The organism is Burkholderia sp. 4M9327F10, assembly GCF_005503145.1.
In the GTDB taxonomy this organism is placed as follows: Bacteria; Pseudomonadota; Gammaproteobacteria; order Burkholderiales; family Burkholderiaceae; genus Paraburkholderia.
Genome location: NZ_SCNV01000070.1, coordinates 1 through 23,894, shown reverse-complemented (window position 1 = coordinate 23,894; position 23,894 = coordinate 1). Strand labels below are relative to the sequence as shown.

The 23,894-nt window shown below is 66.0% G+C and carries 20 protein-coding genes and 1 riboswitch; of the genes, 9 read left to right on the top strand and 11 right to left on the bottom strand.

Annotated elements, in window-relative coordinates:
• Window positions 1-42 precede the first annotated feature (42 nt).
• From metF to FFS45_RS36055, 4 genes are all read right to left on the bottom strand, one after another.
• Entirely contained in the window at window positions 43-873 is an 831-nt protein-coding gene (gene metF, locus FFS45_RS36070) for a methylenetetrahydrofolate reductase [NAD(P)H] (RefSeq protein WP_137959414.1), read from the bottom strand.
• Between the two features lie 33 nt (window positions 874-906).
• Window positions 907-1,260: a phage holin family protein gene (locus FFS45_RS36065; protein ID WP_090681481.1), complete on the bottom strand. Its 354-nt coding sequence runs from the start codon at window positions 1,258-1,260 to the stop codon at window positions 907-909.
• A 142-nt stretch (window positions 1,261-1,402) separates the two neighbouring features.
• Window positions 1,403-2,824 (bottom strand): adenosylhomocysteinase, encoded by a 1,422-nt coding sequence (gene ahcY / locus FFS45_RS36060; protein WP_137959413.1) that lies wholly within the window; start codon window positions 2,822-2,824, stop codon window positions 1,403-1,405.
• A gap of 31 nt (window positions 2,825-2,855) precedes the next feature.
• Window positions 2,856-2,990, bottom strand: a riboswitch (S-adenosyl-L-homocysteine riboswitch).
• Window positions 2,991-3,070: 80 nt separating this feature from the next.
• The gene (locus tag FFS45_RS36055; protein ID WP_137959412.1) at window positions 3,071-3,844 is read right to left on the bottom strand and encodes a glycosyltransferase; all 774 of its coding nucleotides are present in this window, start codon (window positions 3,842-3,844) and stop codon (window positions 3,071-3,073) included.
• Between the two features lie 266 nt (window positions 3,845-4,110).
• Between FFS45_RS36055 and FFS45_RS36050 the strand changes: the two genes are divergently transcribed.
• Window positions 4,111-5,073 (top strand): LysR family transcriptional regulator, encoded by a 963-nt coding sequence (locus tag FFS45_RS36050; protein ID WP_137959411.1) that lies wholly within the window; start codon window positions 4,111-4,113, stop codon window positions 5,071-5,073.
• A gap of 49 nt (window positions 5,074-5,122) precedes the next feature.
• On the opposite strand, the gene FFS45_RS36045 is transcribed toward FFS45_RS36050, so the two are convergent.
• Both FFS45_RS36045 and FFS45_RS36040 read right to left on the bottom strand, forming a co-directional pair.
• Window positions 5,123-6,943: an OmpA family protein gene (locus tag FFS45_RS36045; RefSeq protein ID WP_137959410.1), complete on the bottom strand. Its 1,821-nt coding sequence runs from the start codon at window positions 6,941-6,943 to the stop codon at window positions 5,123-5,125.
• A 422-nt stretch (window positions 6,944-7,365) separates the two neighbouring features.
• The gene (locus FFS45_RS36040) at window positions 7,366-9,006 is read right to left on the bottom strand and encodes a GMC family oxidoreductase N-terminal domain-containing protein (protein ID WP_137959409.1); all 1,641 of its coding nucleotides are present in this window, start codon (window positions 9,004-9,006) and stop codon (window positions 7,366-7,368) included.
• Window positions 9,007-9,441: 435 nt separating this feature from the next.
• Here FFS45_RS36040 and FFS45_RS36035 point away from each other — a divergent pair, with 435 nt between their 5' ends.
• Window positions 9,442-11,115 carry an isovaleryl-CoA dehydrogenase gene (locus tag FFS45_RS36035; protein WP_137959408.1) on the top strand — a complete coding sequence of 558 codons (1,674 nt, stop codon included), beginning with the start codon at window positions 9,442-9,444 and terminating at the stop codon, window positions 11,113-11,115.
• 151 nt (window positions 11,116-11,266) lie between these two features.
• The gene (locus tag FFS45_RS36030; RefSeq protein WP_137959407.1) at window positions 11,267-12,685 is read left to right on the top strand and encodes a coniferyl aldehyde dehydrogenase; all 1,419 of its coding nucleotides are present in this window, start codon (window positions 11,267-11,269) and stop codon (window positions 12,683-12,685) included.
• A gap of 29 nt (window positions 12,686-12,714) precedes the next feature.
• Here FFS45_RS36030 and FFS45_RS36025 read toward each other — a convergent pair whose 3' ends face one another.
• The 5 genes from FFS45_RS36025 to fliE form a co-directional block, all read right to left on the bottom strand.
• Complete coding sequence (locus FFS45_RS36025; RefSeq protein ID WP_137959406.1) at window positions 12,715-13,035, bottom strand: EscU/YscU/HrcU family type III secretion system export apparatus switch protein; 321 nt, start codon at window positions 13,033-13,035, stop codon at window positions 12,715-12,717.
• Entirely contained in the window at window positions 13,035-14,621 is a 1,587-nt protein-coding gene (locus FFS45_RS36020; protein ID WP_137959405.1) for a flagellar hook-length control protein FliK, read from the bottom strand. Before FFS45_RS36020 ends, FFS45_RS36025 begins: the two co-directional genes overlap by 1 nt.
• A 72-nt stretch (window positions 14,622-14,693) precedes the next feature.
• Entirely contained in the window at window positions 14,694-15,020 is a 327-nt protein-coding gene (locus FFS45_RS36015) for a flagellar protein FliT (RefSeq protein ID WP_137959404.1), read from the bottom strand.
• Entirely contained in the window at window positions 15,017-15,460 is a 444-nt protein-coding gene (fliS, locus tag FFS45_RS36010; RefSeq protein ID WP_137959403.1) for a flagellar export chaperone FliS, read from the bottom strand. Before fliS ends, FFS45_RS36015 begins: the two co-directional genes overlap by 4 nt.
• A gap of 278 nt (window positions 15,461-15,738) precedes the next feature.
• Window positions 15,739-16,074, bottom strand: a complete 336-nt coding sequence (fliE, locus tag FFS45_RS36005; protein ID WP_137959402.1) for a flagellar hook-basal body complex protein FliE — start codon at window positions 16,072-16,074, stop codon at window positions 15,739-15,741.
• A gap of 238 nt (window positions 16,075-16,312) precedes the next feature.
• On the opposite strand from fliE, the gene fliF reads away from it, so the two are divergent.
• The 6 genes from fliF to FFS45_RS35975 all read left to right on the top strand — a co-directional run bounded on the left by fliF (window position 16,313) and on the right by FFS45_RS35975 (window position 23,486).
• The gene (gene fliF, locus FFS45_RS36000; protein ID WP_137959401.1) at window positions 16,313-18,103 is read left to right on the top strand and encodes a flagellar basal-body MS-ring/collar protein FliF; all 1,791 of its coding nucleotides are present in this window, start codon (window positions 16,313-16,315) and stop codon (window positions 18,101-18,103) included.
• Window positions 18,093-19,088 carry a flagellar motor switch protein FliG gene (fliG, locus tag FFS45_RS35995; RefSeq protein ID WP_137959400.1) on the top strand — a complete coding sequence of 332 codons (996 nt, stop codon included), beginning with the start codon at window positions 18,093-18,095 and terminating at the stop codon, window positions 19,086-19,088. Before fliF ends, fliG begins: the two co-directional genes overlap by 11 nt.
• The gene (fliH, locus tag FFS45_RS35990; protein ID WP_137959399.1) at window positions 19,075-19,758 is read left to right on the top strand and encodes a flagellar assembly protein FliH; all 684 of its coding nucleotides are present in this window, start codon (window positions 19,075-19,077) and stop codon (window positions 19,756-19,758) included. Before fliG ends, fliH begins: the two co-directional genes overlap by 14 nt.
• On the top strand, window positions 19,752-21,386 hold the full coding sequence (fliI, locus tag FFS45_RS35985; protein WP_137959398.1) for a flagellar protein export ATPase FliI: 1,635 nt from the start codon (window positions 19,752-19,754) through the stop codon (window positions 21,384-21,386). Before fliH ends, fliI begins: the two co-directional genes overlap by 7 nt.
• A gap of 2 nt (window positions 21,387-21,388) precedes the next feature.
• On the top strand, window positions 21,389-21,838 hold the full coding sequence (gene fliJ, locus FFS45_RS35980) for a flagellar export protein FliJ (RefSeq protein ID WP_137959397.1): 450 nt from the start codon (window positions 21,389-21,391) through the stop codon (window positions 21,836-21,838).
• Between the two features lie 97 nt (window positions 21,839-21,935).
• Window positions 21,936-23,486 carry a flagellar hook-length control protein FliK gene (locus tag FFS45_RS35975; RefSeq protein ID WP_137959396.1) on the top strand — a complete coding sequence of 517 codons (1,551 nt, stop codon included), beginning with the start codon at window positions 21,936-21,938 and terminating at the stop codon, window positions 23,484-23,486.
• The last annotated feature ends 408 nt before the right edge of the window (window positions 23,487-23,894 follow it).

Genomic DNA, 23,894 nt, shown 5'->3' with positions numbered 1-23,894 from the left:
GAACCGCGCAGCCGACCGGCCGCGCGGGGTGAAACTCATGCTTCAAGCGCCCAGGCGCTCGCAGATAGCCTTGGTTGCCGCCGCATTGTTGAGCGTATAGAAATGCAGCCCCGGCACGCGAGCGTCAATCAGACGCTGGCACAGGTCCGTGACCACATCCAGCCCGAACGCGCGAATCGCTTCGCGGTCGTCACCGAAGCTCTCCAGCCGGCGCGCCACCCAGCGCGGCACTTCCGCACCGCACATTTCGGAGAAGCGCATCAGCTGCGAAAAATTCGTGATCGGCATGATGCCGGGTACGATCGGCACGTCCACGCCGAGCTTGCGCGCGTCGTCGACAAAGCGGAAGTAGGCGTCCGCGTTGAAAAAGTACTGCGTGATCGCCGAATTGGCGCCGGCCTTCACCTTGCGGGCGAAGTTCTCCAGATCGTGGCGCGGCGAGCGCGCCTGCGGGTGGTACTCCGGGTAGCCGGCCACCTCGATCCAGAACCAGTCGCCGAACTCGGCGCGGATGAAGCTCACCAGTTCCGACGCATAGCGGAGCTCCCCCACCTCGCCCATGCCGGACGGCAGATCGCCACGCAGCGCGACGATATGGCGGATGCCATGCGAGCGGTACTCGTTGAGGATCGCGCGCAGGCTCTCTCGGGACGAGCCGATGCAGGACAGATGCGGCGCCGCCTCCAGCCCTTCCTTCGCCATGTCGACGACGGTATCGAGCGTACCCCGCTGCGTCGAGCCGCCTGCGCCGAAGGTGACGGAGACGAACTTCGGCTTGAGCGGCGCGAGCTGCACGCGTGTGGCGCGCAGCTTGTCGACGCCGTCCGGGGTCTTGGGCGGGAAGAATTCGAATGAAAGTTCGAGCGGATTCATGACTCAATCGCCGTTCAAAAAATAAGGCTCACTTCAGCCCAGACTGCGGTTGCCGAAGATAAGCGCGGACAGCAGCCACGAAACGATGCTGTACAGGATCGAGCCGAAGAACGCGGACCAGAAACCCGAGACCTCGAAGCCCTTCAGCAGCGACGCGCACAGCCAGAAGCACAGTGCGTTGACGACCAGAATGAAGAGTCCGAGCGTGAGAATCGTCACGGGCAGCGTGAGCAGGATCAGTATCGGCCGCAGCACGGCGTTGATCAGGCCGAGCACTACGGCGACGATCAGCGCGGTGCCGAAACTGCGGATATGGATCGAGGGCACGAGGTACGTGATGATCAGAAGCGCGAGCGCATTGATCACCCAGGTCAGCAGCACGGTCATGTAAAGCTCCTTTTGGGCTGGGAGTCCGGAATTGAGCGGAACAGGCCGGTATTGCAACAAAGGCGGCGCGGGCATGCCGCGCCGCCTTGTCTTTCACCGGCGAGCCTGTCGGTCAGCCCGACGATGCCGGGCTGGCAACAACTTAATAACGGTAATGGTTCGGCTTGAACGGACCGTTCTTGTCGACGCCGATGTAGCCGGCCTGCTCGTCCGACAGCACGGTCAGGTTCGCACCGATGCGCGCCAGATGCAGGCGTGCCACCTTCTCGTCGAGATGCTTCGGCAGCACGTACACCTTGTTCTCGTACTTCGAGCCTTCGGTGAACAGTTCGATCTGCGCGAGCGTCTGGTTGGTGAACGAGTTCGACATCACGAACGACGGGTGGCCCGTGGCGCAACCGAGGTTCACGAGGCGGCCTTCAGCCAGCAGGATAACGCGCTTGCCGTCCGGGAAAATGATGTGGTCGACTTGCGGCTTGATGTTTTCCCACTGGTACTGACGGGTCGAGGCAATGTCGATTTCCGAATCGAAGTGACCGATGTTGCAGACGATCGCGTTGTTGCGCATCGCTTTCAGGTGGTCGTGGCCGATCACGTGGAAGTTGCCGGTGGCCGTCACGAAGATGTCGGCCTTGTCGGCTGCGTATTCCATCGTCACGACGCGGTAGCCTTCCATCGCTGCCTGCAGTGCGCAGATCGGATCGATTTCCGTGACCCACACGGTCGCGCCCAGGCCGCGCAGCGATTGCGCGCAGCCCTTGCCCACGTCGCCGTAACCTGCGACCACCGCGATCTTGCCGGCGATCATCACGTCGGTGGCGCGCTTGATACCGTCGACCAGCGACTCACGGCAGCCATACAGGTTGTCGAACTTCGACTTGGTGACCGAGTCGTTGACGTTGATGGCCGGGAACGGCAGGCGGCCTTCTTTTTCCATCTGATACAGACGGTGCACGCCGGTCGTGGTTTCCTCGGTCACGCCCTTGATGTGCGCGAGGCGCGTGGAGTACCAGGTCGGGTCGGCATCGAGGTGCTTCGCGATCGACTTGTACAGTGCGACTTCTTCCTCGTTGGTCGGCTTGGCGATCACCGAGCGGTCCTTCTCGGCCTTCGAGCCGAGGATCAGCAGCAACGTGGCGTCGCCGCCGTCGTCGAGGATCATGTTGGCGAACTCGCCGTTCGGCCACTCGAAAATGCGGTGCGAGAATTCCCAGTATTCGTCGAGCGATTCGCCCTTGAACGCGAACACCGGCGTACCTGCCTTGGCGATCGCCGCAGCAGCGTGGTCCTGGGTCGAGAAAATGTTGCACGAAGCCCAACGAACGTCGGCGCCGAGCGCGGTCAGCGTCTCGATCAGCACGCCGGTCTGGATCGTCATGTGCAGCGAGCCGGCGATGCGGGCGCCCTTCAGCGGCTGCTGCGCCTTGTACTCTTCGCGCGTCTGGATGAGACCGGGCATTTCGGTCTCGGCGATGTTCAGTTCCTTGCGGCCCCAGTCGGCCAGCGACAGGTCTGCAACGATGAAATCCTGGGAATCTTTGGAATCGTAGACTGCGGCGTTCATCACGCCCTCCTTTCTAAAAATGACTAGAAATTTGACGTGAGCGCCGTTCGATGCGGTGGATGGGTAGCGCATGGCGCATCCAAGCCCTCCGATTGAAAGCCTCCGAGCCTGGCGGGCGGCCGGCGAATGCTGGTTCGCGGTACCCGTCGCAACGCTCCTCGGAGACGAACGGCGATTGTAGCAAATCGAGATGGCTTCGGGGTGTCGGTTGCGTGAAGGGTCGGGGCGCGGGCTTGGGGCGCGGATCTAGGACGCGGTGTCGCTGCGCGCGCTCAGCGAGCGCAGTTGCGCGAAATTGGCTCGGGTGGTCTCGAGAAACCGTTCGGACAACCGGAACGATTCTTCGAGATCAGCCTGAACCGGGGCCTGCATGCCGAAACAGATACGAAAGTAGCGCTCGGCATGAATGCGCGGGTGGTAGTGCATGCGCACCCGCTTCGCGTCGGTCAGGCGCTGGTTGCCGAACAGCTCGCGCAGCGCCCAGGAAAACGCGCCGTCTTCGCCGCCGTTACGGCGAAAAAACGCGTCCATCGGGAAACCGCCAAACGCCGCGTAGACCGGCCGGCGAATCACCAGGCTGCTCGGCACGGTATTGCTGAGCGTCGCGGCGTGAGTCTCGAACTCCGGATGCCCGGCAAGCTCGGCCGGAAACCCGGCGTATTCCACGTCGAGCCGGATCGAGGCTTCCGTCGGGTTCTGCGCGAGATAGCTGCTGGCCGCCGCGAGTGCGCCGGGAAAGTACTCGTCGTCCGCGTCGATGAAGGCGAGGAGCGGCTGCGTCGCGTGCATCGCCCCCCAGTTGCGGGCTCGCGCCGCACCGCCGTTCACGGGCATCTGCAGCAGACCGACGCGGGGATCGCGCTCACCGTAGTGCCGCACCACCTCGATCGAGGCGTCCGTCGAGCCGTCGTCCACGACGACGATCTGCACCGCCTCGGGCTGGATGACACAGCTTTCCAGGGTACGGGCGAGCGTCGCCGCTGCGTTGTAGCAGGGAATGATGATGGAAATGGGCAGCATAGGCGTAGAGAAACGTGGCGAGGACGGCGCGAAAATGCGGCGGCAAAAGTGCTGGTCATCATAGCGCGCGCGTTGGCCGGTTCGTCCTGAAAATGGTGGCCGGAAGGCGCCTGGACCGGCTCGGGGTCGCGGCAGCGCAGCCTCCTCCCGTAGGGAAGATTCCTGATTAATCGTTACTGAAAGTCACTACAGACCGCGGCTCGACATAAATATAATGACTCGTTATCTTAAGAGTCATTCCAGATTGGAATTGTGGAGCAGAGACCTTGGAACTTCGCGCCCTGCGCTATTTTGTTGAAGTCGTGCGCCAGCAAAGCTTCACCGTGGCCGCCGAACAGATGTTCGTGACCCAGCCGACCATCAGCAAGATGGTGAAATCGCTGGAAGACGAGATCGGCTCGCCCCTCCTGCTGCGCGAGGGACGCCAAATGGTGCTGACCGACGTCGGGCGCATCGTCTATCAGCGCGGTCAGGATGTGCTCGCCGCACACGCGCAATTGCAGGCCGAGCTCAACGACCTCGACACGCTCGGCCGCGGCGAACTGACCATTGGCATTCCGCCGATGGGCGGCTCGCTGTTTACACCGGCCATCGCCGCTTTCCGGCAACGCTATCCGAAGATCGACCTGAAGCTCTTCGAGCAAGGTTCGCGGGCCATCGAAGCCGCGCTGATCAGCGGTGAGCTGGAGCTGGGCGGCGTGCTGCAACCGGTCGACCCCGAACACATCGACGTGCTGCCGATGACCCATCAGCTGCTCTGGCTGGTCGCACGCCGCGGCTCCCGCTGGGACGGCCTGCCGCACGTGCCGCTCGCGGATCTGGCGGGCGAGCCGTTCGTGTTCTATGGCGAAAGCCTTGCCCTCAACGATGTCGTGCTGAGCGCCTGCCGGGCGGCGGGCTTTGCGCCGACCATCGTCGGGCGCAGCGGGCACTGGGATTTCATGGCGGCGCTGGTGCTGGCGGGCGTGGGCATCGCGCTGCTGCCGGCGCCCTATTGCCGGCGGCTCGACGCCACGCAGTTCACCTGCCGGCCGGTGGTCGAGCCCGAGATTCCGTGGGAAATGGCGATTGGCTGGCGCCGCAACGGCTACCTCTCGCACGCGGCGCGCGCATGGCTCGACGTGGCGCGTGAGACGCTGCCCGCCCAGCCCGGCGACGATCTGATGCAGTGGCCCGACATCGGCATCACCGGGCTTGCGCCGCAGGATGCCGGGCCGGGCGACGCCTAGCGCGGCCTGAGTGAGGCCCGCAGCGCCGCACTCAGGCCGCCGCTTACCGTTACTGCTGGGCTTCGACGAACTCGATGCGGCGGTTGGCAAAGCGGCCGCTCTCGGTGTCGTTGTCCGCCACCGGACGTGCGTCGCCGTAACCTTGCGCGATCAGCGAGTCAGCCGGCACGCCGGTCTTGACGAGGAACGCGCGCACCGACTCCGCACGCTTCTTCGACAGCGACAGATTCACCGCGGCAACGCCTACGTTGTCGGAATAGCCCGCTACTTCGAGCTTCGCTGCGCGGCCGTTGCGCGAACAGGCCATCAGCACCTGGGCCGACTGACGCAGGTCGTCGATGGCCGATGCCGGCACACGCGCACTCGCGCTCGCGAAGTTGATCACCTGCAGGTTCAACACCTTGACCACATCGGCCACCGCGCAGGAGCTATCCGGCGCGAGCAAGCCGTTGATCGCGCTACGGAACGTCTGCGTCGCATCGGCCACGGCCTGATCCACGTTGAACGAGCCGATCTGGTAGGTCGCACCGAACAGCGACTTCAGGCGGTCGAGCCAGCCGAGCTTTGCGTTGGCAGCCGCGCCGCTCAGTTCGATGTGCGGGCCATCCAGCTTCACTTCCGCGCCCGGCAGCGCCATCAACGGCAGCAGTGCGTCGAGATGAGAGAGCCAGTCGGCCGGTCTGGTGTCCGGGTCGACGGCGATATTGGCGGTGAAGTGACCGGCGCCGAACTTCTTCGTCAGCGCGTCGAGCAACGCGGCTTTGTCGGCTTCGCTGCCAACCGTTGCCGTCAGCGTCGGCTTGCCGGCCGGATCGACCGTGAAACTCAACTGGCTGTCTTTGGTGGGAGCCGGTGCGGCGGCAGGCTGCTGAGCCTCGGTGGCACTTGCGGCGACAGCCGGAGTGGCACTTTCCGAAGCGGCAGACGCCGACACTACGCTTGCCGAAGCGGCCGTGGCCGCGGCCGCGGCCGACGCAACGGTGTCGCTTGCCGGAACGGCCGGCGCGGAGGCTGCGGCCGGCGCCGATGCCTCGGCCACAACCGGTGCGGAGGCCTCTTGCGCCGCTGGCGCCACCGTGTCTGCGCCCTGCTCATGCTGGCAGCCGCGCACGAACAGGAACGCCAGCACCGCGGCGATGGCGGCGAGCAGCCACCACAGCCATGTGTGCGAGCGCCGCTCCTCACGCACAACGGCGTCGACCGGCACGCGCGGCCCGGCCGGAGCGGCGTGCACCGGCGAGACAACCGGCGTAGCGGGCGCCACCGGATTCTCGATATGCGCCGAGACCGCCTTGAGTTGCGGCAGGACGCTGCCCACGAAGGCGCCGACGCCACCCAGACCGAGCACGGACAGCAGGCCGTCGTTCAGGTACGGAGTGATCACCGGCAATTGATGGCCGAGCAGTGTCGGCAACTGGCCGACCCGGCCCTGCCCATCGAGGAAATGGCGTTTCAGGACACCGAAAAGGATCGCGCCGACTATGCCCGTCAGTGCATGAGCCGACTGCACCGGCACACCGGTTTGCGCCGCGACCGCATCGCTCAGGTTGTCGACGGGCCGGTCGGTCACGTGCGTGAGCAATTGCCGGCCTATGGCTTCGAGCTCGCTCAGGCCACCCGTAGTGGCGAGCAGTTGCGGCAGTTGTTCGCCGATATGCGCGTTGACGTCCGGCGCCATGATGGCGGCAAACAGCGAGCGGGCGCCGTCCAGCGTCGCCCCCTTGTGCATCAGTGCGGCGACGAGCACCGGCGCAGCCGCGCCTATGGCCTTCTCCGTTGCCTCGGCCGGCAGCCCGAAGCGCGGGGACAGTTGCCGCACTACGCTGTCCGTCAAAGCGGACTGCATCAGTTGGATTACGTTAATACTCATCGACTCGCTTCCTTGAAATTCGAGGCGCGCCACCTGACACGCTCATTTTCGCCGCAAGAGTATAGGGGCGTGAAAATCTCAAAAATGCGTCGACACGATTAATGACGTAAATTAACAATATTTTTCAGATATCTTCGATAGGCGATTTATTTCTTGAGAGTTTTGTCAGCGCCATCGTTGCTAGGTGGCCCACGCACCAGGAAATTTCCGTCAGAGCCTTCGGGTTAATCTGGCAGATCGGTGCGAGATTATCTGAATGAATGACTACGTCGTAGATATGAAAAATCATTGCACGACAAACAATTCTCTTTTAATCACCACGACCTGCGCCTTTTATAATAGATAATCGGCGTTATATCGAAATACCTCGTGCAGGCGAGGCCACCTGGCCGGCCCCGCCTCGCTCCCTTCAATCGCCCCCCTCAAGCGACCGCACCCGCCGCCGCGCCGGCCCGCGCCACCGCTCCCGCGCGCCGCGCCGTCGCAATGAACTCGGCGGCGCGCTCACCGATCATCACCGTCGGCGCATTCGTATTGCCGCCGATCAAGGTAGGCATCACAGACGCATCGACGATCCGCAGACCCGTCACGCCGCGCACCCGCAACTGCGGATCGACCACGGACGCAGCATCGCTGCCCATCCGGCACGTCGCCACCGGGTGATAAATCGTATCGGCATGCGCGGCAATGGTCTCGCGCAACTCCGCGTGGCTCTGGCCGGGATGCGTGTACAACTCCTTGCCGCCGCGCACCGCGAGCGACGGTGCGTCGAGAATCCGCCGCGCGATCTGCGCCCCTTCCAGCAGCAGGTCCATGTCGCGCGAATCGCTCAGAAAGCGCGGATCGATCACCGGCGCTTCGCGTGCATCGCCGCTCGCCAGCGTCACCGTGCCCCGGCTGTGCGGACGCAGCACGCACACGTGCAGCGAATAGCCGTGACCCCAATGCATATGGCGGTTGTGATCGTCGACCAGCGCGGCGCAGAAGTGCAGTTGCAGATCCGGCCGCTCGAGCGTGGGCCGGCTCTTCAGGAAGCCGCCCGCCTCGGCCACATTGCTCGACAGCATGCCCGTGCCGTGCCGCATGAAGCTGACGAACTGCGGCAGCATCCGCGCGATCCCGCGGATCGAAAAGCCGGTCGGCTCGATCGACGCCACCCGCTTGTTGATGGTGAAGTCGATATGGTCGATCAGGTTCTGACCCACCTGCGGCGCGTCATGAATCACCGGCACACCGAACGATTGCAGATGCGCAGCCGGTCCGATCCCCGAGCACATCAGCAACTGCGGCGTATTGAATGCGCCCGCCGCGAGCACCACCTCGGCACGCGCTTCGAGCGTTTCGGTGCGGCCGCCGCGGACGATCTCCACACCACTCGCCCGCTTGCCGTCGAAAACCACCCGCAGCACCGTCGCATCGGCCAGCGTGTGCAGATTGGGCCGCTCGCGGCCGTAGATGTAGGCGCGTGCCACGCTGCAGCGCCGTCCGTCGCGCTGCGTGACCTGGTAGAAGCCGATCCCTTCCTGGTCGGCGCCGTTGAAGTCGGCGTTCGGCCGGTGGCCCGCTTCCAAAGCGGCCTGCACGAAACGTTGCGAGAACGGATTGCGATAACGCAGATCGCTGACGGTGAGCGGGCCGTCTGCGCCGTGCCACGCATCGGCGCCGCGCTGATTGCCCTCGGCACGGCGAAAGTACGGCAACACGTCGGCCCACGCCCAGCCATCGCAGCCGAGTTGCGCCCATTCGTCGTAATCGAGCGGGTGGCCACGCGTGTAGATCATGGCGTTGATCGCACTCGAACCGCCATAGCCGCGCCCGCGCGGCTGGTAGCCGCGGCGCCCGGTGAGCGCGGGTTGCGGCGTGGTTTCGTAGCCGTAATTGGTCTTGAGCTTCTTGGGGACGACGGCCGCGACGCCAACCGGCATGTTGACGAACAGGTTGCGCTCGGTGTGCGGCCCCGCTTCGATCAGCGCGATTGTCGCGTCGGGACAGGTGTCCGCCAGCCGGCCCGCCAGCGAACAGCCGCCGGACCCCGCACCTACGATGATGTAGTCGTATTGCATGCGCTCCTCCTGTTCGGGCCGCGTTGCGCACGTACCCTGTCGGCCGGAGTGAGCGCTTTAGCGCTTACCCCGATCCCATGTCTCGTGCACACTTGTCTACGTGTGTTCCTGCGCATTGTAGGGAGCGTTGCCGGCGCGCGGCGGGTTCGCGCCAGAGCGATCCCTCTAAACGAAATGCGCAGCGCGACCCTATGATGAAAGGCGGTGGCCGAGGTGGCGCTAGCCGCGCTTGAGACCCACAAACACCGGCATAGCGTGACCTGCGCGGCATGCAAATACGTTATTCAAACGCAGCGCGACACGCCCGAGCGCGACGACAAGCGGCGCTGCGTGCATCGATAAAACAGCGCCCCGAGTGCCCCCGGGTGTCCCCGGGTGTCCCTTGAATAGCGCTACGCGCACCGAGGGTGCGCATCCGGCAAACGGAGACAGCAGATGGAACGGTATGGCCCCGGCAAAACGCACGACGTCACGAACCAGGTTCCGCCCCTCGCGGATTACAACCTGTTCGCCTGCGATACGGCCCTCGTCGCCGCACTCGAGCGCGACGGCGCCGCCTGGCATCGTGAGACGCTGCTGCGCCACGGCGCCGCGCTGACCACCCCGGACACGCTCGCGCTCGCCGAACTGGCGAACCGCCATACCCCCGAACTGTTCACACATAGCCCGCGCGGCGAGCGCATCGACGCACTGGAATTTCATCCCGCATGGCACAGCCTGCTCGCGCTGCTGCGGCGCGAGGGCCTGCATGCCCTGCCGTTCTCCGATCCGCAGCGCGCCGCCATGGCGGCGCGCTGCGCCGGCTACTTCCTGCACGCGCAGATCGAGTCCGGCTCGCTGTGCCCGCTCACCATGACGTTCGCCAGCATTCCCGTGCTGCAGCGCGAGCCGGCGCTGTTCGAGACGCTGCGCGACAAGCTCTATGCCCGCGAACACGATCCGCGCGACCTGCCGCTCGCGCAGAAGCGTTCGGCGATGATCGGCATGGGCATGACCGAGAAACAGGGCGGCTCGGATGTGCGCAGCAATCAGACGCACGCTTATGCCACCGACGGCGGCGGACGCGGCGGCGCATACCGGCTGGTCGGCCACAAGTGGTTCTTCTCCGCGCCGCAATGCGACGCCCACCTGGTGCTCGCCCGCACCGACGATCACGAAGGCCTGTCGTGTTTCTTCGTGCCGCGCTTCGCCCCCGACGGCAGCAAGAACGCCGTGCAGATCCAGCGGCTGAAAGACAAGCTCGGCAATCGCTCGAACGCGAGCAGCGAGGTGGAATTCCTCGATGCGTTCGGCATCCTGATTGGCGAGGAAGGGCGCGGCGTGCCGACCATCATCGAGATGGCGAACTACACGCGGCTCGACTGCGTGATCGGCAGTGCGGCCTTGATGCGTGCCGCGCTGGTGCAGGCGATTCACCACGCACGGCATCGCAGCGCGTTCGGCCGGCATCTGGCCGAACAGCCGCTGATGCGCAACGTGCTCGCCGATCTCGCGCTGGAATCCGAAGCGGCCACGGTCCTGTTCATGCGTCTCGCGCGCGCTTTCGAGGATGCCGCCAGCGCCCCCGAAGAACGCGCGTGGCGGCGCATCGTCACCCCGGCGGCCAAGTACTGGGTCTGCAAGCGCACGCTCGAATTCACCGGCGAGGCCATGGAAGTCTGGGGCGGCAACGGTTATGTCGAAGAAGGGCCAATGGCGCGCTTCTATCGCGAGGCGCCGGTCAACTCGATCTGGGAAGGCTCGGGCAACGTGATGTGCCTCGACGTGCTGCGCGCCATGGAGCGCGAAGCCGATGCCGCGCAGGCCCTGTTCGCCGCGTGGCAGACAGAGGCGCAGGCGCATCCCGCGCTCGCCGCGGCGCTGCAGCGCCTTGCCGCCACGCTCAGCGAGGCGCCGCACACGCGCGAAGCCTCGGCGCGGCGGATCGCCCAGCAACTGGTGCTGATCGCTCAGGCGACGCTGCTTGTGCGCCACGCCCCGGCAGCCGTCGCGGATGCCTTCATCGCCACGCGTCTGGCCGATGGCTGCGGCGAAAGCGGCCGGGTGTACGGCACGTTGCCGGCCAGCTTCGATCATGCGGCGATTATCGAGCGGGCTTTCCCCGCTTGACGGGTAACTGGATGGGCATCCTGATGAACAGCTCGATGAGCGGCCTGACAAACGGCGCTCACCGCTTCTCCAACCAACCAGCCAGCCAGTCAGTCAGCACAACGACAAGCGCGGCCCACCGCGCATCAACATATCCAGCAAGGGAGTGGACATGAAGAACGATCTGCCTGAGATTGCCGCGCTCGAAGCGCTGCTGCGCGAGCAACGGCTCAGCTATCTGCGCTCGCCGTATCCGTCATGGGAGACGCGCGCCGCCCATCTGAAGGCACTGCGCGCGATGTTGCTCGACAACCGCGACGCGCTCGCCGAGGCCATGAACGCCGACTTCGGCAACCGCGCGAAAGAGGAGATCCTGCTCGCGGAATTCCTGCTGGTGAAAGAGGAGATCGACGCCGCGCTCAGGCACGGCAGACGCTGGATGAAACCCCAACGCCGCAGCACCAACAAATGGCTGTTGCCGGCGCGCGCCAAGGTGCTGCCGCAGCCGCTCGGCGTGGTCGGCATCATCGTGCCGTGGAACTACCCGGTGCTGCTCGCAGCCGGGCCGCTGGTGAGCGCCCTCACCGCCGGCAATCGCGCCATCATCAAGATGTCGGAGCTGACGCCTCGTACCTCGGCGCTGTTCGAACAACTGATTGCCCAGACCTTCGCGCGCGACCAGGTCACCGTCGTCAACGGCGACGCGACGCTCGCCGCCGCCTTCAGCGCGCAACCGTTCGATCACCTGCTGTTCACCGGCTCGACCAAGGTCGGGCACGAGGTGATGCGCGCGGCGGCCGAACATCTGACGCCGGTCACGCTCGAACTGGGCGGCAAGTCGCCTGCCATCATCGGCCCGCAGGCGCGTTTCGACAACGCGGTCGACAACCTGGTGGCCGGCAAGACCCTGAACGCAGGCCAGACCTGCATCGCGCCGGACTACGTGCTGGTGCCGCGCGGCAAGGAGCAGGCTTTCATCGAACGGGCGCGGGCCCGGATGGCCGCGATGTACCCGAACTTCGAGCGCAATACCGATTACACGTCGATCATCTCCGAGCGTCATTTCGCCCGGCTGCTGCGCCTCGTCGACGAGGCGCAGGCGGGCGGCGCGCAACTCCATCCACTCGCCGACGGCGGCGCCGATCCGGCCAGCCGGCGCTTTCCGCTGATCGCCGTCACCCAGGCGCCCGACGAGAGCGCGCTGATGCAGGAGGAGATTTTCGGGCCGCTGCTGCCGATCGTCCCCTACGACACGCTCGACGAAGCAATCGCCTGGATCAACGCCCGGCCGCGGCCGCTCGCGCTGTATCTGTATGACGAGGATGCAACAACCATCGAGCGGGTCGAACAGGAAACCGTCGCCGGCGGCATGGCGGTCAACGAAACGCTGATGCATCTGGCCTGCGAGAGCCTGCCGTTCGGCGGCGTGGGTGCGAGCGGCATGGGCGCCTATCACGGCTATGAGGGTTTCGTGACCTTCTCGAAGATGAAGCCGGTGCTCACTCAGGCGCGCTGGAATGCCCGCGGGCTGATCGCGCCGCCGTACGGCAAGCGCGTCAATGCCCTGCTCAAGCTGATGTTGCGGCTGTAGGGTAGGCGGCCCGCGTCGCTTCGGATGCCCTAATAGCGTTTGGGGACGACTGGTTCGATGGCGGTCGACGGCGGCTCGTCCGCCGCGCCGCTTTCCAGCCGGTGCAGCCAGGCCAGCAATTCCGCCACCGCCTGATAGAGCTGCGGCGGAATACGCGAGTCGAGGTCCACCTGCATCAGCAGCGACACCATCTCAGGCGCCTCGTGCACATACAGGCCCGCCTCCTTGGCGCGCTGAATGATCATCTCTGCGACGAGTCCGTAGCCCTTCGCGACCACGCGCGGTGCGAATTCGCTGCTTTGGGCGTCGTAGACGAGCGCGGCCGCGCTTTTGCGATGCCTGCGGCTCATCACATATCCCAGTCGAAATCGGTGTCGGGCGTCGTGGTCGGCCACTGAGCGCGCTCGGGGCGTGCCGTACGCGACTGACGTTGAGGCCATTCGGAGCGCTCTTTCCTGTCGGGCCGCTCGGATTTCGCGCCGCGGCGCGGCGCATTGGCCACTTCGCTGGCCGGCGCCGTGCGCGCATAGGCCGAAGCCGCCGCGGCCTGGGCCGCCGCAGCCGCCGCGGCATTCGGCGTGGCCCCCGGCGCCCCGCCGCCGATCTCGCGAATCGACAGGCCGCTCAGTTCAATCCCCGCCGCAGCAAGACGCTGCCGGAAGCTGTCGCTTTGCTCGGCGAGCCGCGCCGCGCCGAGCGGACTGGCCAGCACGCGCGCCGACAGCCGGTTGCCGTTGAGGACCAGCTCCGCATCCACCGTGCCGAGCAGCGGTAGCGACAGCGTAAGCCGGGTGCGCCACGGATAATCCTCCTCCGTGCCGGCGCCACCGCCGCCGCGCTCCCATTCGTCGCCTTCCTGCTGGATGGTCCAGTCGAACCTGGCGCCCGGCCACGCTTCGCCGCTCCAGCGAAACTGTCCCGTGGCGAGCATGTCGAGCTGCTGGCGCACCAGCGGCACCGTCGCCGCATTAATCGCCGCGGCTACCGATTGGGTGGTCTGGGTCGGCGTATCGCCGAACTGCGCCGTAGCGGCATGCAGCGCCGCGCGCTCCGGCTGTGAAGAAAGTTCGGATAGCGAATTTGCCAGCACTTCGCCGGCGGCAAAACGCGCCGCCTGCGGCGACTGGATCGAGGTCGCCGAGCGCGTCGCGGCGCTGGCCTCGGGACCGCTGTTACCCGTTTGCGTCGCGCCCTGCCGGCCCTGCTGCGCGGCGGCCGAACCGGACTGGCCGGCGCCGTCGCTGTCCTCGGCCCACTCGAGCGGCAGCTGGACCGTGCCATCGAGAACACGGTTTTGCGGTTCGCTGGCGAGGTCGCCGAGCGTGAGCTGGCCCGCCAGCCACTGCGCGAGATGCGCTTCGTAGAAGAGGCCGCTGTCCGACACGGTCTGTTCGAGCGCGGCCGCGAGCGCCGCAACCGGCAACTGTGAGGCCGCCACACTGGTCGCGGTGGTGGCCGCAGTACCGCCGGCCGCAGCGCTGTTCGCGCTGCCGCCCGTGCCGCTCGTTCCATCGGCGAGGTTCGCGGCATTCGCGCCGCCCGCCGTGCCGGCAGCATTGGCCGCATTGGCTTCGCCCGAGCCGGCGGCGGCGCCTGCCGTCTGGGCATCGAGCGATTCAAAGAGGGGAAGTTCAGCCATCTCGACGTCGAGCGACGGAGCGGCGGGCCAGATCGGCAACTGGCCGAGCACGGCCGGGGTGGCGTCGCCACCGGACAGCACAATCGCGTTGAGCGTCTGCGCCACGGCGGACAAGATGGTCTGCGCGGACGCGGGCGGCGGCGTCGGTACCTCGGGCACGCCCGGCGAGACAGGAGCGTCCGTACTCAGCGCGGACGCGCCGGTTTGCGAGGCGCCCGTGGCGCCAGGTGCAATGTTGAGCAGACTGTCGACCCGGCTCGCAAGCAGCGAAGCGATGGCCGTGTCGATTCCGTTCATGCCGGTTCCTATGGGTTTACCACCGTTGGCTGCGCGCGGCTAACGCAGTCAATTTATCGCAATCAAAAAAACTCAGCGGGCTCCGTACAACTCTTTGAGCACCCGGGCCGGCCGGCCCGCAAACAGCGCCGACAGGTTCGCCATGCGGGGGTTCGCGAGGTCCCGGATGGCCGCATCGTCCGCCAGAATCTGGCGGATCAGGTCGTATTTGCGCGCGCGCTCCACTTCGTCGAGCCTCACTCCGGTTTCCGCCTCCTGCAATGCGTCGACCAGGTGCCGGTACTCTTCCTGCAAGGGCACCAGATCGTTCCAGAGGGCACGACGCGCTGCTGTCAGCATGCGTGCGGAAATCGCTGCGATCGCCTCGTAGCGGGCAAAATATTCTGCGTTCGAAGTCATCTCATACTTTCCGCGGCTGGCTGTGCCGCCATCCGCGCGATCTCCGGGGCTATCCCGATCCAGGCTTCTTCGAGCGTGGCCAGCAAGCGGTCAACTTCGACCAGCATGGCTTCGCTCTGCTTTACGTTAGCTTCGAACAGACGGCGCGACATGTAGCCATACAGCGCGTTCAGACGTTCGCCGATTTCACCGCCCGCTTCGACGTTGAGCGACGCCTGCAGCCCGCTTTCAATAATCCGGATTGCCTTGCTGATCGCCTCCCCGCGCGCCGCCACCGACGTCACTCCACCTTGCTGCAGATGCATGCGCGCCTGAGCGATAGCCTGGCGGGCACCCTGATACAGCATGACGACCAGACGATGCGGATTGGCACCCATCACCCCTGTCTCGACGCCGACACGTGCGTATGCGTTGGCTCCAGCGTGTCCTGGGGAAAACATCGGCGCTCCTCCTATACTGCGGAATCGGAAAGTATGAGACGTCTCTCCGCGGCGCTTGGTCGCACCCGGATGTCTGCCTGTACCTGGTTATCGGATGGGCAACCGAAAAGCTTTAGGCCGCTGTAAGGAGGTTTAAGGCGAAATGCTGCAAAATGTAGCAGGCATAGGCGAAGCGAAGCCGCGCAACCCATCCCGGCCGCAAGTCCCCGCTCGCAAACCGGCCACCGGCTGCCCCGGCAACTGCCAGGCCGCCGGCACACCCACCAGCCGCTACGCCGTCAAACCGACATCTGCATGATGTCGTTGTAGGCGGACACCAGCTTGTTGCGCACCTGCAGGCCGAACTGGAAGCCCAGGTTGGCCTTCTGCCCGTCGATCATCACGTCGTTCAGCGACACATTGGACGCGCCGACTTCGAACGCCTGCGCCTCACCGGCCGCGGCTTGCTGGTCGCCGCTGATCTTGTCGAGCGAGGCCTTGAGCGCCGAAGCAAAACCGCTCGAGCTTGCCGCACCGGACTGATCCGCCACCGATTCGGTGCCGCCGGCGGCTTGCGCGGCCATCGCCTGCATCTGTTGCAGCGCCGACGAAAGCGCGTTCACGGGCATTGTCATGTTCTCTCCAGATGGAAGGTAGAGCGGCGCAGCCAAGCCTGCCGATCTGACCGACAGAATATCAGCGGGCCCATTTCGAAAGCCGCGAAACTGGGGGGGAAACCCTGCTCTATTCGAGCAATCGGGTTGGCCGTGCCTGCGCATAATTCCAATCGTGAAAGTCTCTGTCCGTGCGCCCGCCGACCCCGGTGCGGCGGCAGGCGGCAGGACCCCAGGCATCCCCGGAGATACCCGACGCATGGATTCGTCAGCCAACTCGTTGATCAACCCCGACGCCCGCATGGGCCTCGCCGGCGCGCCAGCGTCAGGCGTCGCCACGCCTGGCGCCGGCCAGGCCGGCGGCGCCGCCGACCTGGGCGGTGGCGGCCTCGGCGGCAACTTTAGCCAGCGCCTGTCCGGTTTGACGCAGATGCGCGGCAACCCGCGTGCCCCGCTGATCTTCGCGGTGGCCGTGCTGGTCGCCGTGGTCGTCGGCCTGTGGCTCTGGTCGCGCGCGCCGGACTATAAGGTGCTGTACAGCAACCTGTCGGACCAGGACGGCGGCGCCATCATTACCGCGCTGCAGCAGGCCAACATCCCCTATAAGTTCTCCGACGGCGGCGGCGCGATTCTGGTGCCGTCCGAGCAGGTGCACGAAATGCGCCTGCGTCTCGCCTCGCAGGGCCTGCCCAAGAGCGGCTCGGTCGGCTTCGAACTGATGGACAACGAGAAGTTCGGCATCAGCCAGTTTGCCGAGCAGGTGAACTATCAGCGCGCGCTGGAAGGCGAACTCGAACGCACGATCGAATCGCTCTCGACGGTCAAGTCGGCGCGCGTGCACCTGGCGATCCCGAAGCCCTCGGTGTTCGTGCGCGACCATGAGGCGCCGTCCGCCTCGGTGCTGGTGAACCTGTACCCGGGCCGCGTCCTCGACGAAGGCCAGGTGATGGCGATCACCCATATGGTGGCCTCGGCGGTGCCCGAGATGCCGCCGCGCGGCGTGACGATCGTCGACCAGGACGGTAACCTGCTGACCCAGCCGCCCGCCAGCGCCGGTCTCGACGCCTCGCAGCTCAAATATGTCCAGCAGGTCGAACACAATACGCAGCAGCGCATCGATGCGATCCTCGCGCCGCTGTTCGGCGCCGGCAACGCGCACTCGCAGGTGAGCGCCGACGTCGATTTCTCGCAGGTCGAGCAGACCTCGGAAAACTACGGCCCGAACGGCACGCCGCAACAGGCCGCGATCCGCAGCCAGCAGACCAGCTCCGACACCGAACTCTCGCAAGGCGGCGCCTCGGGCGTGCCGGGCGCGCTTTCGAACCAGCCGCCGCAGCCGGCCTCCGCGCCGATCAACGCACCCAATGGGGCGAGCGGCACGAGCACGACGCCGATCAGCGACCGCAAGGATGCCACCACCAACTACGAGCTCGACAAGACCGTGCGTCATGTCCAGCAGTCGATGGGCAACATCAAGCGGCTGTCGGTCGCCGTGGTGGTGAATTACCTGCGCGTGGTGGATGCCAAGGGTCACGCGACCATGCAGCCGCTCACGGCCGACAAGCTCGCCCAGGTCAACCAGTTGGTGAAGGACGCGATGGGCTTCGATGCCCAGCGCGGCGACTCGGTGAACGTGGTCAACAGCGCCTTCACCGCCGACGTCGATCCGAACGCCGACCTGCCGTGGTGGCGCACGCCGGAGATGATCGCGCTGGCCAAGCAGATCGCGACCTACCTGGGCATCGGCGCAGTCGCCCTGTTCCTGTACTTCGTGATGGTCAAGCCGGCCTTGCGCCGCGCCTTCCCGCCGCCGGCGCCGGCCGTGGCCGCTTCCCTGCCGTCGCCGGACGAGCCGATCCTGCTCGATGGCCTGCCGGCCTCCGCAAGCAGCGGCGCCGCCGGCGAGGACGACGGCGAGTCCGATCTGATGTCGCTTGAGAGCGATAAGCACAAATTCGAGCGGAACCTGGAATACGCACGCAACATCGCGCGCCAGGATCCGAAGATTGTCGCAACGGTTGTTAAGAGCTGGGTGTCCGATGAGCGCTGAAGGCGTAGTGAAAAGCGCGCTCCTCCTGATGTCGATTGGCGAGGAAGAAGCGGCGCAGGTATTCAAGTTTCTGGGACCGCGTGAGGTCCAGAAGATCGGTGTCGCGATGGCGGCGCTGAAGAACGTCACACGCGAGCAGGTGGACGAAGTGCTGCACGAGTTCGTCCGCGATGCCGAACAGCACACCGCGCTGTCGCTCGATTCGAGCGACTACATCCGCTCGGTGCTGACCAAGGCGCTCGGCGACGACAAGGCCGGTGCGATCATCGACCGGATTCTGCAAGGCAGCGATACGAGCGGTATCGAAGGCCTGAAGTGGATGGATTCGGCGGCGGTGGCCGAGCTGATCAAGAACGAGCACCCGCAGATCATCGCGACGATCCTGGTCCATCTGGACCGCGATCAGGCCTCCGAGATCGTCGCCTGCTTCACCGAACGGCTGCGCAACGACGTGCTGCTGCGCATCGCCACGCTCGACGGCATCCAGCCGGCGGCGCTGCGCGAACTGGACGACGTGCTGACGGGCCTGCTGTCCGGCAGCGACAACCTGAAGCGCAGCCCGATGGGCGGTATCCGCACGGCCGCGGAAATTCTCAACTTCATGTCGAGCAACCACGAAGAAGGCGTGCTCGAGAATGTCCGCCAGTACGACGCGGAGCTGGCGCAGAAGATCGTCGACCAGATGTTCGTGTTCGAGAACCTGCTGGACCTGGAAGACCGCGCGATCCAGCTGCTGCTGAAGGAAGTCGAGTCGGAAGCGCTGATCATCTCGCTCAAGGGCGCCCAGCCCGCGCTGCGCCAGAAGTTCCTGTCGAACATGTCGCAGCGTGCCGCCGAGCTGCTCGCCGAAGACCTGGACGCCCGCGGCCCGGTGCGCGTCTCCGAAGTGGAAACGCAGCAACGCCGCATTTTGCAGATCGTGCGCAACCTGGCGGAAAGTGGTCAGATCGCGATAGGCGGCAAGGCGGAAGATGCATATGTCTGATCAGGATCCCACGCGCAAGGCTAGCCTCTCGGCCTATCAGCGCTGGGAGATGGCCTCGTTCGACCCGGTGCCGCCGGCGCCGCCCGAACCGGTCGACGACAGCGGCGCCTTCGAAGCCGAACTGCAGCGCCTGCGCGATGCGGCGCACGCCCAGGGCGTCGCCTCCGGCCACGTGGCGGGCCAGGCGCTCGGCTACCAGGCCGGCTACGATCAGGGACACGCGCAAGGTTTCGCCCAGGGCCAGGCCGAAGCGCGCGAAGAAGCCGCCCGGCTCGCGGCCTTGGCCGAGACGTTCAAGGCCGCGCTGGATGGCGCGCAACATGAGATTTCGGAAAGCCTGGTTGCGCTCGCGCTGGATATTGCGCAGCAGGTGGTGCGCCAGCATGTGCAGCACGACCCCGCCGCGCTGATCGCCGCCGCCCGCGAAGTACTGGCGGCCGAACCGGCGCTCACCGGCGCACCGCACCTCGTGGTGAGCCCGGCCGACCTGCCGGTGGTCGAGGCGTATCTGATGGAAGAATTGCAGGCGCGCGGCTGGTCCGTGCGCACCGACCCGGCGGTCGAGCGCGGCGGCTGCCGCGCCCACGCCAGCACCGGCGAGGTGGATGCCGGTATCGACACACGCTGGGAGCGGGTTGCTGCCGCCCTCGGCAAGGCAAGCACATGGTGAAGCCGACCATCGCGGAGATCCGCGCCAGCGACCTGACGCCGCTCGAACAGGAGCTGGCGCTGGCGTCGTTCGGCGCCCAGGCAGCCGAACCGGAGCAGGACGCGCCGCGCTCGAAGGCCGCCCCACGGACCCCCGTCGCACAAGATCCCCGCCATGGCCGTTCGACCTCCGCATTTGCCGCCGCCAGCCGCGACGCCATGCCAGGCGCCACAGGCGCCCCGCGTCCCGCACCGAACCCCGCGCTCGCCAACAATCCTCACCTGAACGCCTGGCGCGGCCAGCTTGACGAACTGCGCGCCCGCAACGCCATCTCCCGGCCGATGCGCGCCTGCGGCCGGCTGACCCGCGCGGCGGGCCTCGTGCTCGAAGCGGTGGGGCTGCGCCTGTCGGTCGGCGCCGAAGTGATGATCGAACTGCCGCAGGGCAGCTCGCTGCCGATGGCGGAGGCCGAAGTGGTGGGCTTTGCCGGCGACAAACTGTTCCTGATGCCGACCACCGAAGTGATCGGCCTTTTGCCTGGCGCCCGCGTCTATCCGCTCGAAAGCGCGCCGATCGCCGATCCGATGGCCGGCGCCAAGCGCCTGCCGGTGGGCTGGGAACTGCTTGGCCGGGTGCTCGACGCGTCGGGCCGGCCGCTCGACGGGCTCGGGCCGCTCGGCGCCAAAGCCGACGCCCCACTCTCCGCCCCGACCATCAACCCGCTGAACCGCGAGCCGATTCACAAGGTGCTCGATGTCGGCGTGCGCGCGATCAACGCACTCCTCACCGTCGGCCGCGGCCAGCGCATGGGATTGTTTGCCGGCTCGGGTGTCGGTAAATCGGTGCTGCTCGGCACGATGGCGCGCTACACCAGCGCCGAAGTGATCGTGATCGGCCTGATCGGCGAGCGCGGCCGCGAAGTGAAGGAATTCATCGAACAGATTCTCGGCGAGGACGGTCTCGCGCGCTCGGTGGTGGTGGCCGCCCCCGCTGACGTCTCGCCGCTCTTGCGGATGCAGGCCGCGGCCTACTCGACCTCGCTCGCCGAATACTTCCGCGATCAGGGCAAGCACGTGCTGCTGCTGATGGACTCGCTGACCCGTTATGCGATGGCGCAGCGGGAAATCGCCCTGGCCGTCGGTGAACCGCCGGCCACCAAAGGTTATCCGCCTTCCGTGTTCGCCAAGCTGCCGGCGCTGGTCGAGCGCACCGGCAACGGTCCGGCAGGTGGCGGATCGATCACCGCGTTCTACACTGTATTGACCGAAGGCGACGACCAGCAGGATCCGATTGCCGACTCGGCGCGTGCGATTCTCGATGGCCATATCGTGCTGTCGCGCTCGCTCGCCGAAGCCGGCCACTATCCGGCCATCGATATCGAGGCCTCGATCAGCCGCGCGATGACCGCGCTGATCGACGAGCCGCACCTCGAAAAGACGCGGCTTTTCAAGCAGATGCTGTCGCGTTACCAGCGTAACCGCGACCTGATCAACGTGGGCGCCTATTCCAGCGGGCGCGACCAGTTGCTCGACCGCGCGATCGCGCTGTATCCGCGCATCGAGGCGTTTTTGCAGCAAGGCTTCCGCGAATGCGCGGGATTCGACGCTAGCATCGAAAGACTCGATGCGCTGTTCACCCAAGGAGGCTGAGGATGGCGAAGCATTTCCCGATCAAGACGCTTATCGGCCTCGCCCAGGACGATGTGGACGCCGCAGCGCAACGGCTCGGCCGCGCGCAGCGCGAGTCGAGCGAAGTGCAGGCCCAGCTCGATGCGCTGGTGCGCTACCGCGACGAATACCACGCACGCTTTAACGCCACCGCACAGAGCGGCATGCCAGCCGGCAACATGCGCAATTTCCAGGCGTTCATCGACACGCTCGACGCCGCCATCGACCAGCAGCGCAAATTGCTGCTGGCGGCCAATGCGCGGGTCGAGGCCGCGAAACCGGAATGGCAGCGTCACAAACAGAAGTTAGGCTCTTACGAAGTACTACAGGCACGTGGCGACGCAGCGGAAGCGCAGCAGCTTGCGCGGCGCGAACAGCGCGACGCCGATGAACACGCCGCACGAATTCTCAGGATGCGCGCTGAGGGCGTTTAGCCCGCGCGCCGGTTTCAGCCCCCGGGTGTCAAAGCAGCAGCGCTCCAGCGGGCATTGATCGCAGATTGACCGGGTCACCGGATAGACAGGATCAGCCATGTCGCCACTATCGTTTATCAGTTCGCTGTTCGGTTCGTCGGACAGTTCGCCGACGAGCAGCACGCCGGACAGCTCCAGCGCCCAGCCGTTCGCGCAGACCTTGCAGCAGAGCATCGACTCGCAGAACAGCGCAGCGCAAAGCGCGAGCACTGCCGCGCCGAGCGCACCGGCCCCGGCGCCGACACCTGCGCCGTCGCCGTCCGCATCGGCATCCGCCGCATCGGCGAGCGCGCAGGCGTCTGCACAGTCGAACAACCAGACCTCGAGCAGCAGCAATTCGAGCAGCGCGGCGGGCAGCCAGAGCAGCAGCGCTGCCGGCAACAGCGGCACGACTTCGGCCTCGTCGTCGGGCAACACGCAGCAGGGCACGGGTAACAGCAGCAACGGCTCGACCCAGCAAAGCGCCAGCAATTCCGGCAACACGACGACCTCGGCGGCCGCCGCTGCGGTGGCGGCCCAGTTGCAGGCGCAGGCCCAGCTCCAGGCCAATGCGAACGCGAACACGAATGCCAACGGCACCAACACCACTGCGACAGACGACGCCACCACGGCGCTGACCGACGCGACGGCGGGCACATCGGGCGCAACCGACGCGACAGCGGACGGCGCGCAGCACGGCAAGCACGTGGGCCATTCCGACGCCAAGTCGATCAGCGACGCGCTGCAAGCGGCGCTGGCAGCGTTGAGCGGCGCCCAGGGAGCGGTACCGGCGCAGGCGGCGAACGTAGGCAACGCGACTAGCGCGGCGACGGGCACGAGCGGCCTGAGCGGTGATACGGGTCTCGCGCTGCACGCCTCGACGAGCAGCAAGACGCTGGCGAGCGGCTCGATGCTGGGCGACGCCAAGGGCAAGCTGGGCGAGAAGCTGGAGCAGACGGCGACGACGGCCTCGGGCACGGCGGACACGGTGGCGAAGAATGCGGCTGACGCACTGGCGGCGTCGACCACGACGGATACGCAGGACAGCCTATCGTCGCTGAAGAGCACGGCAGACGCGGCGAATGCTGCGCTGGCGGCGAGCCAGGCGGCAGCCGCCAGCGCCTCGAGCGCGACGACGGCAGCGGCCCAGGGCGCGAACCCGGCGGCGGCGGCTGCGGCGGCAAGCACGCTGGCGCCGACGGTGGGCACATCGGACTGGGAAGAGGCGTTGGGACAGAAGGTGGTGTTCCTGTCGAATGCGCATCAGCAGAGCGCTGAGCTGACGCTGAACCCGAAGGACCTGGGACCACTTCAGGTGGTGTTGCAGGTTGCCGATAACCATGCACATGCGTTGTTTGTTTCGCAGCATCCGCAGGTGCGGGAGGCCGTTGAGGCGGCCCTGCCGAAGTTGCGGGAGCAGATGGAGCAGAATGGGATTGGGTTGGGGAGTGCGAGTGTTAGTGATGGTTTTGCCAAACAGGCTGGGCAGCAGGGGCAGTCTGGGGGTTCTGGCAAAGGGGGCTCTAATGGCTCTGGGCTTGCCTCCGGCGGGGATTCTTCTGATGCTGATGCTTCTGTTGCTAATGTTGCCGTTCGGCGGTCTGTTGGGTTAGTCGATACGTTTGCTTGATTTTTTGGGTTTTGAGGTTTTGGTTTGCCTGCGGCGGTTTGGTTGGTGTTCCTGCGGTTTTGGCCTTTCCTTGTTGTCTTGTCGGTCTATTGGCGTTGCCCCTGTGCGGGGCGGCACCTACTTTTCTTTGCCGCCGCAAAGAAAAGTAGGCAAAAGAAAGCGGGCTGCAACCGCTAGCCGGTAGTGAGCCATCCCGGTCTGCCACCGGGAACGGCCCAAGACAAGACCCGCTCTCGCACCGCCCTCGTTAGTGACACAGCACTCATCCGTTCCGGCGTTGCGCTACGCGCCCCGCCGAAGGGCACAACCGTGGTGGGCACGCGCACGCCACCACCCTGGTGGACCTGACCGGTGACGCACGAAGTGCGGAGGCGGGATGAATGAGTGCTTTGTCACTGACGGGGGTGG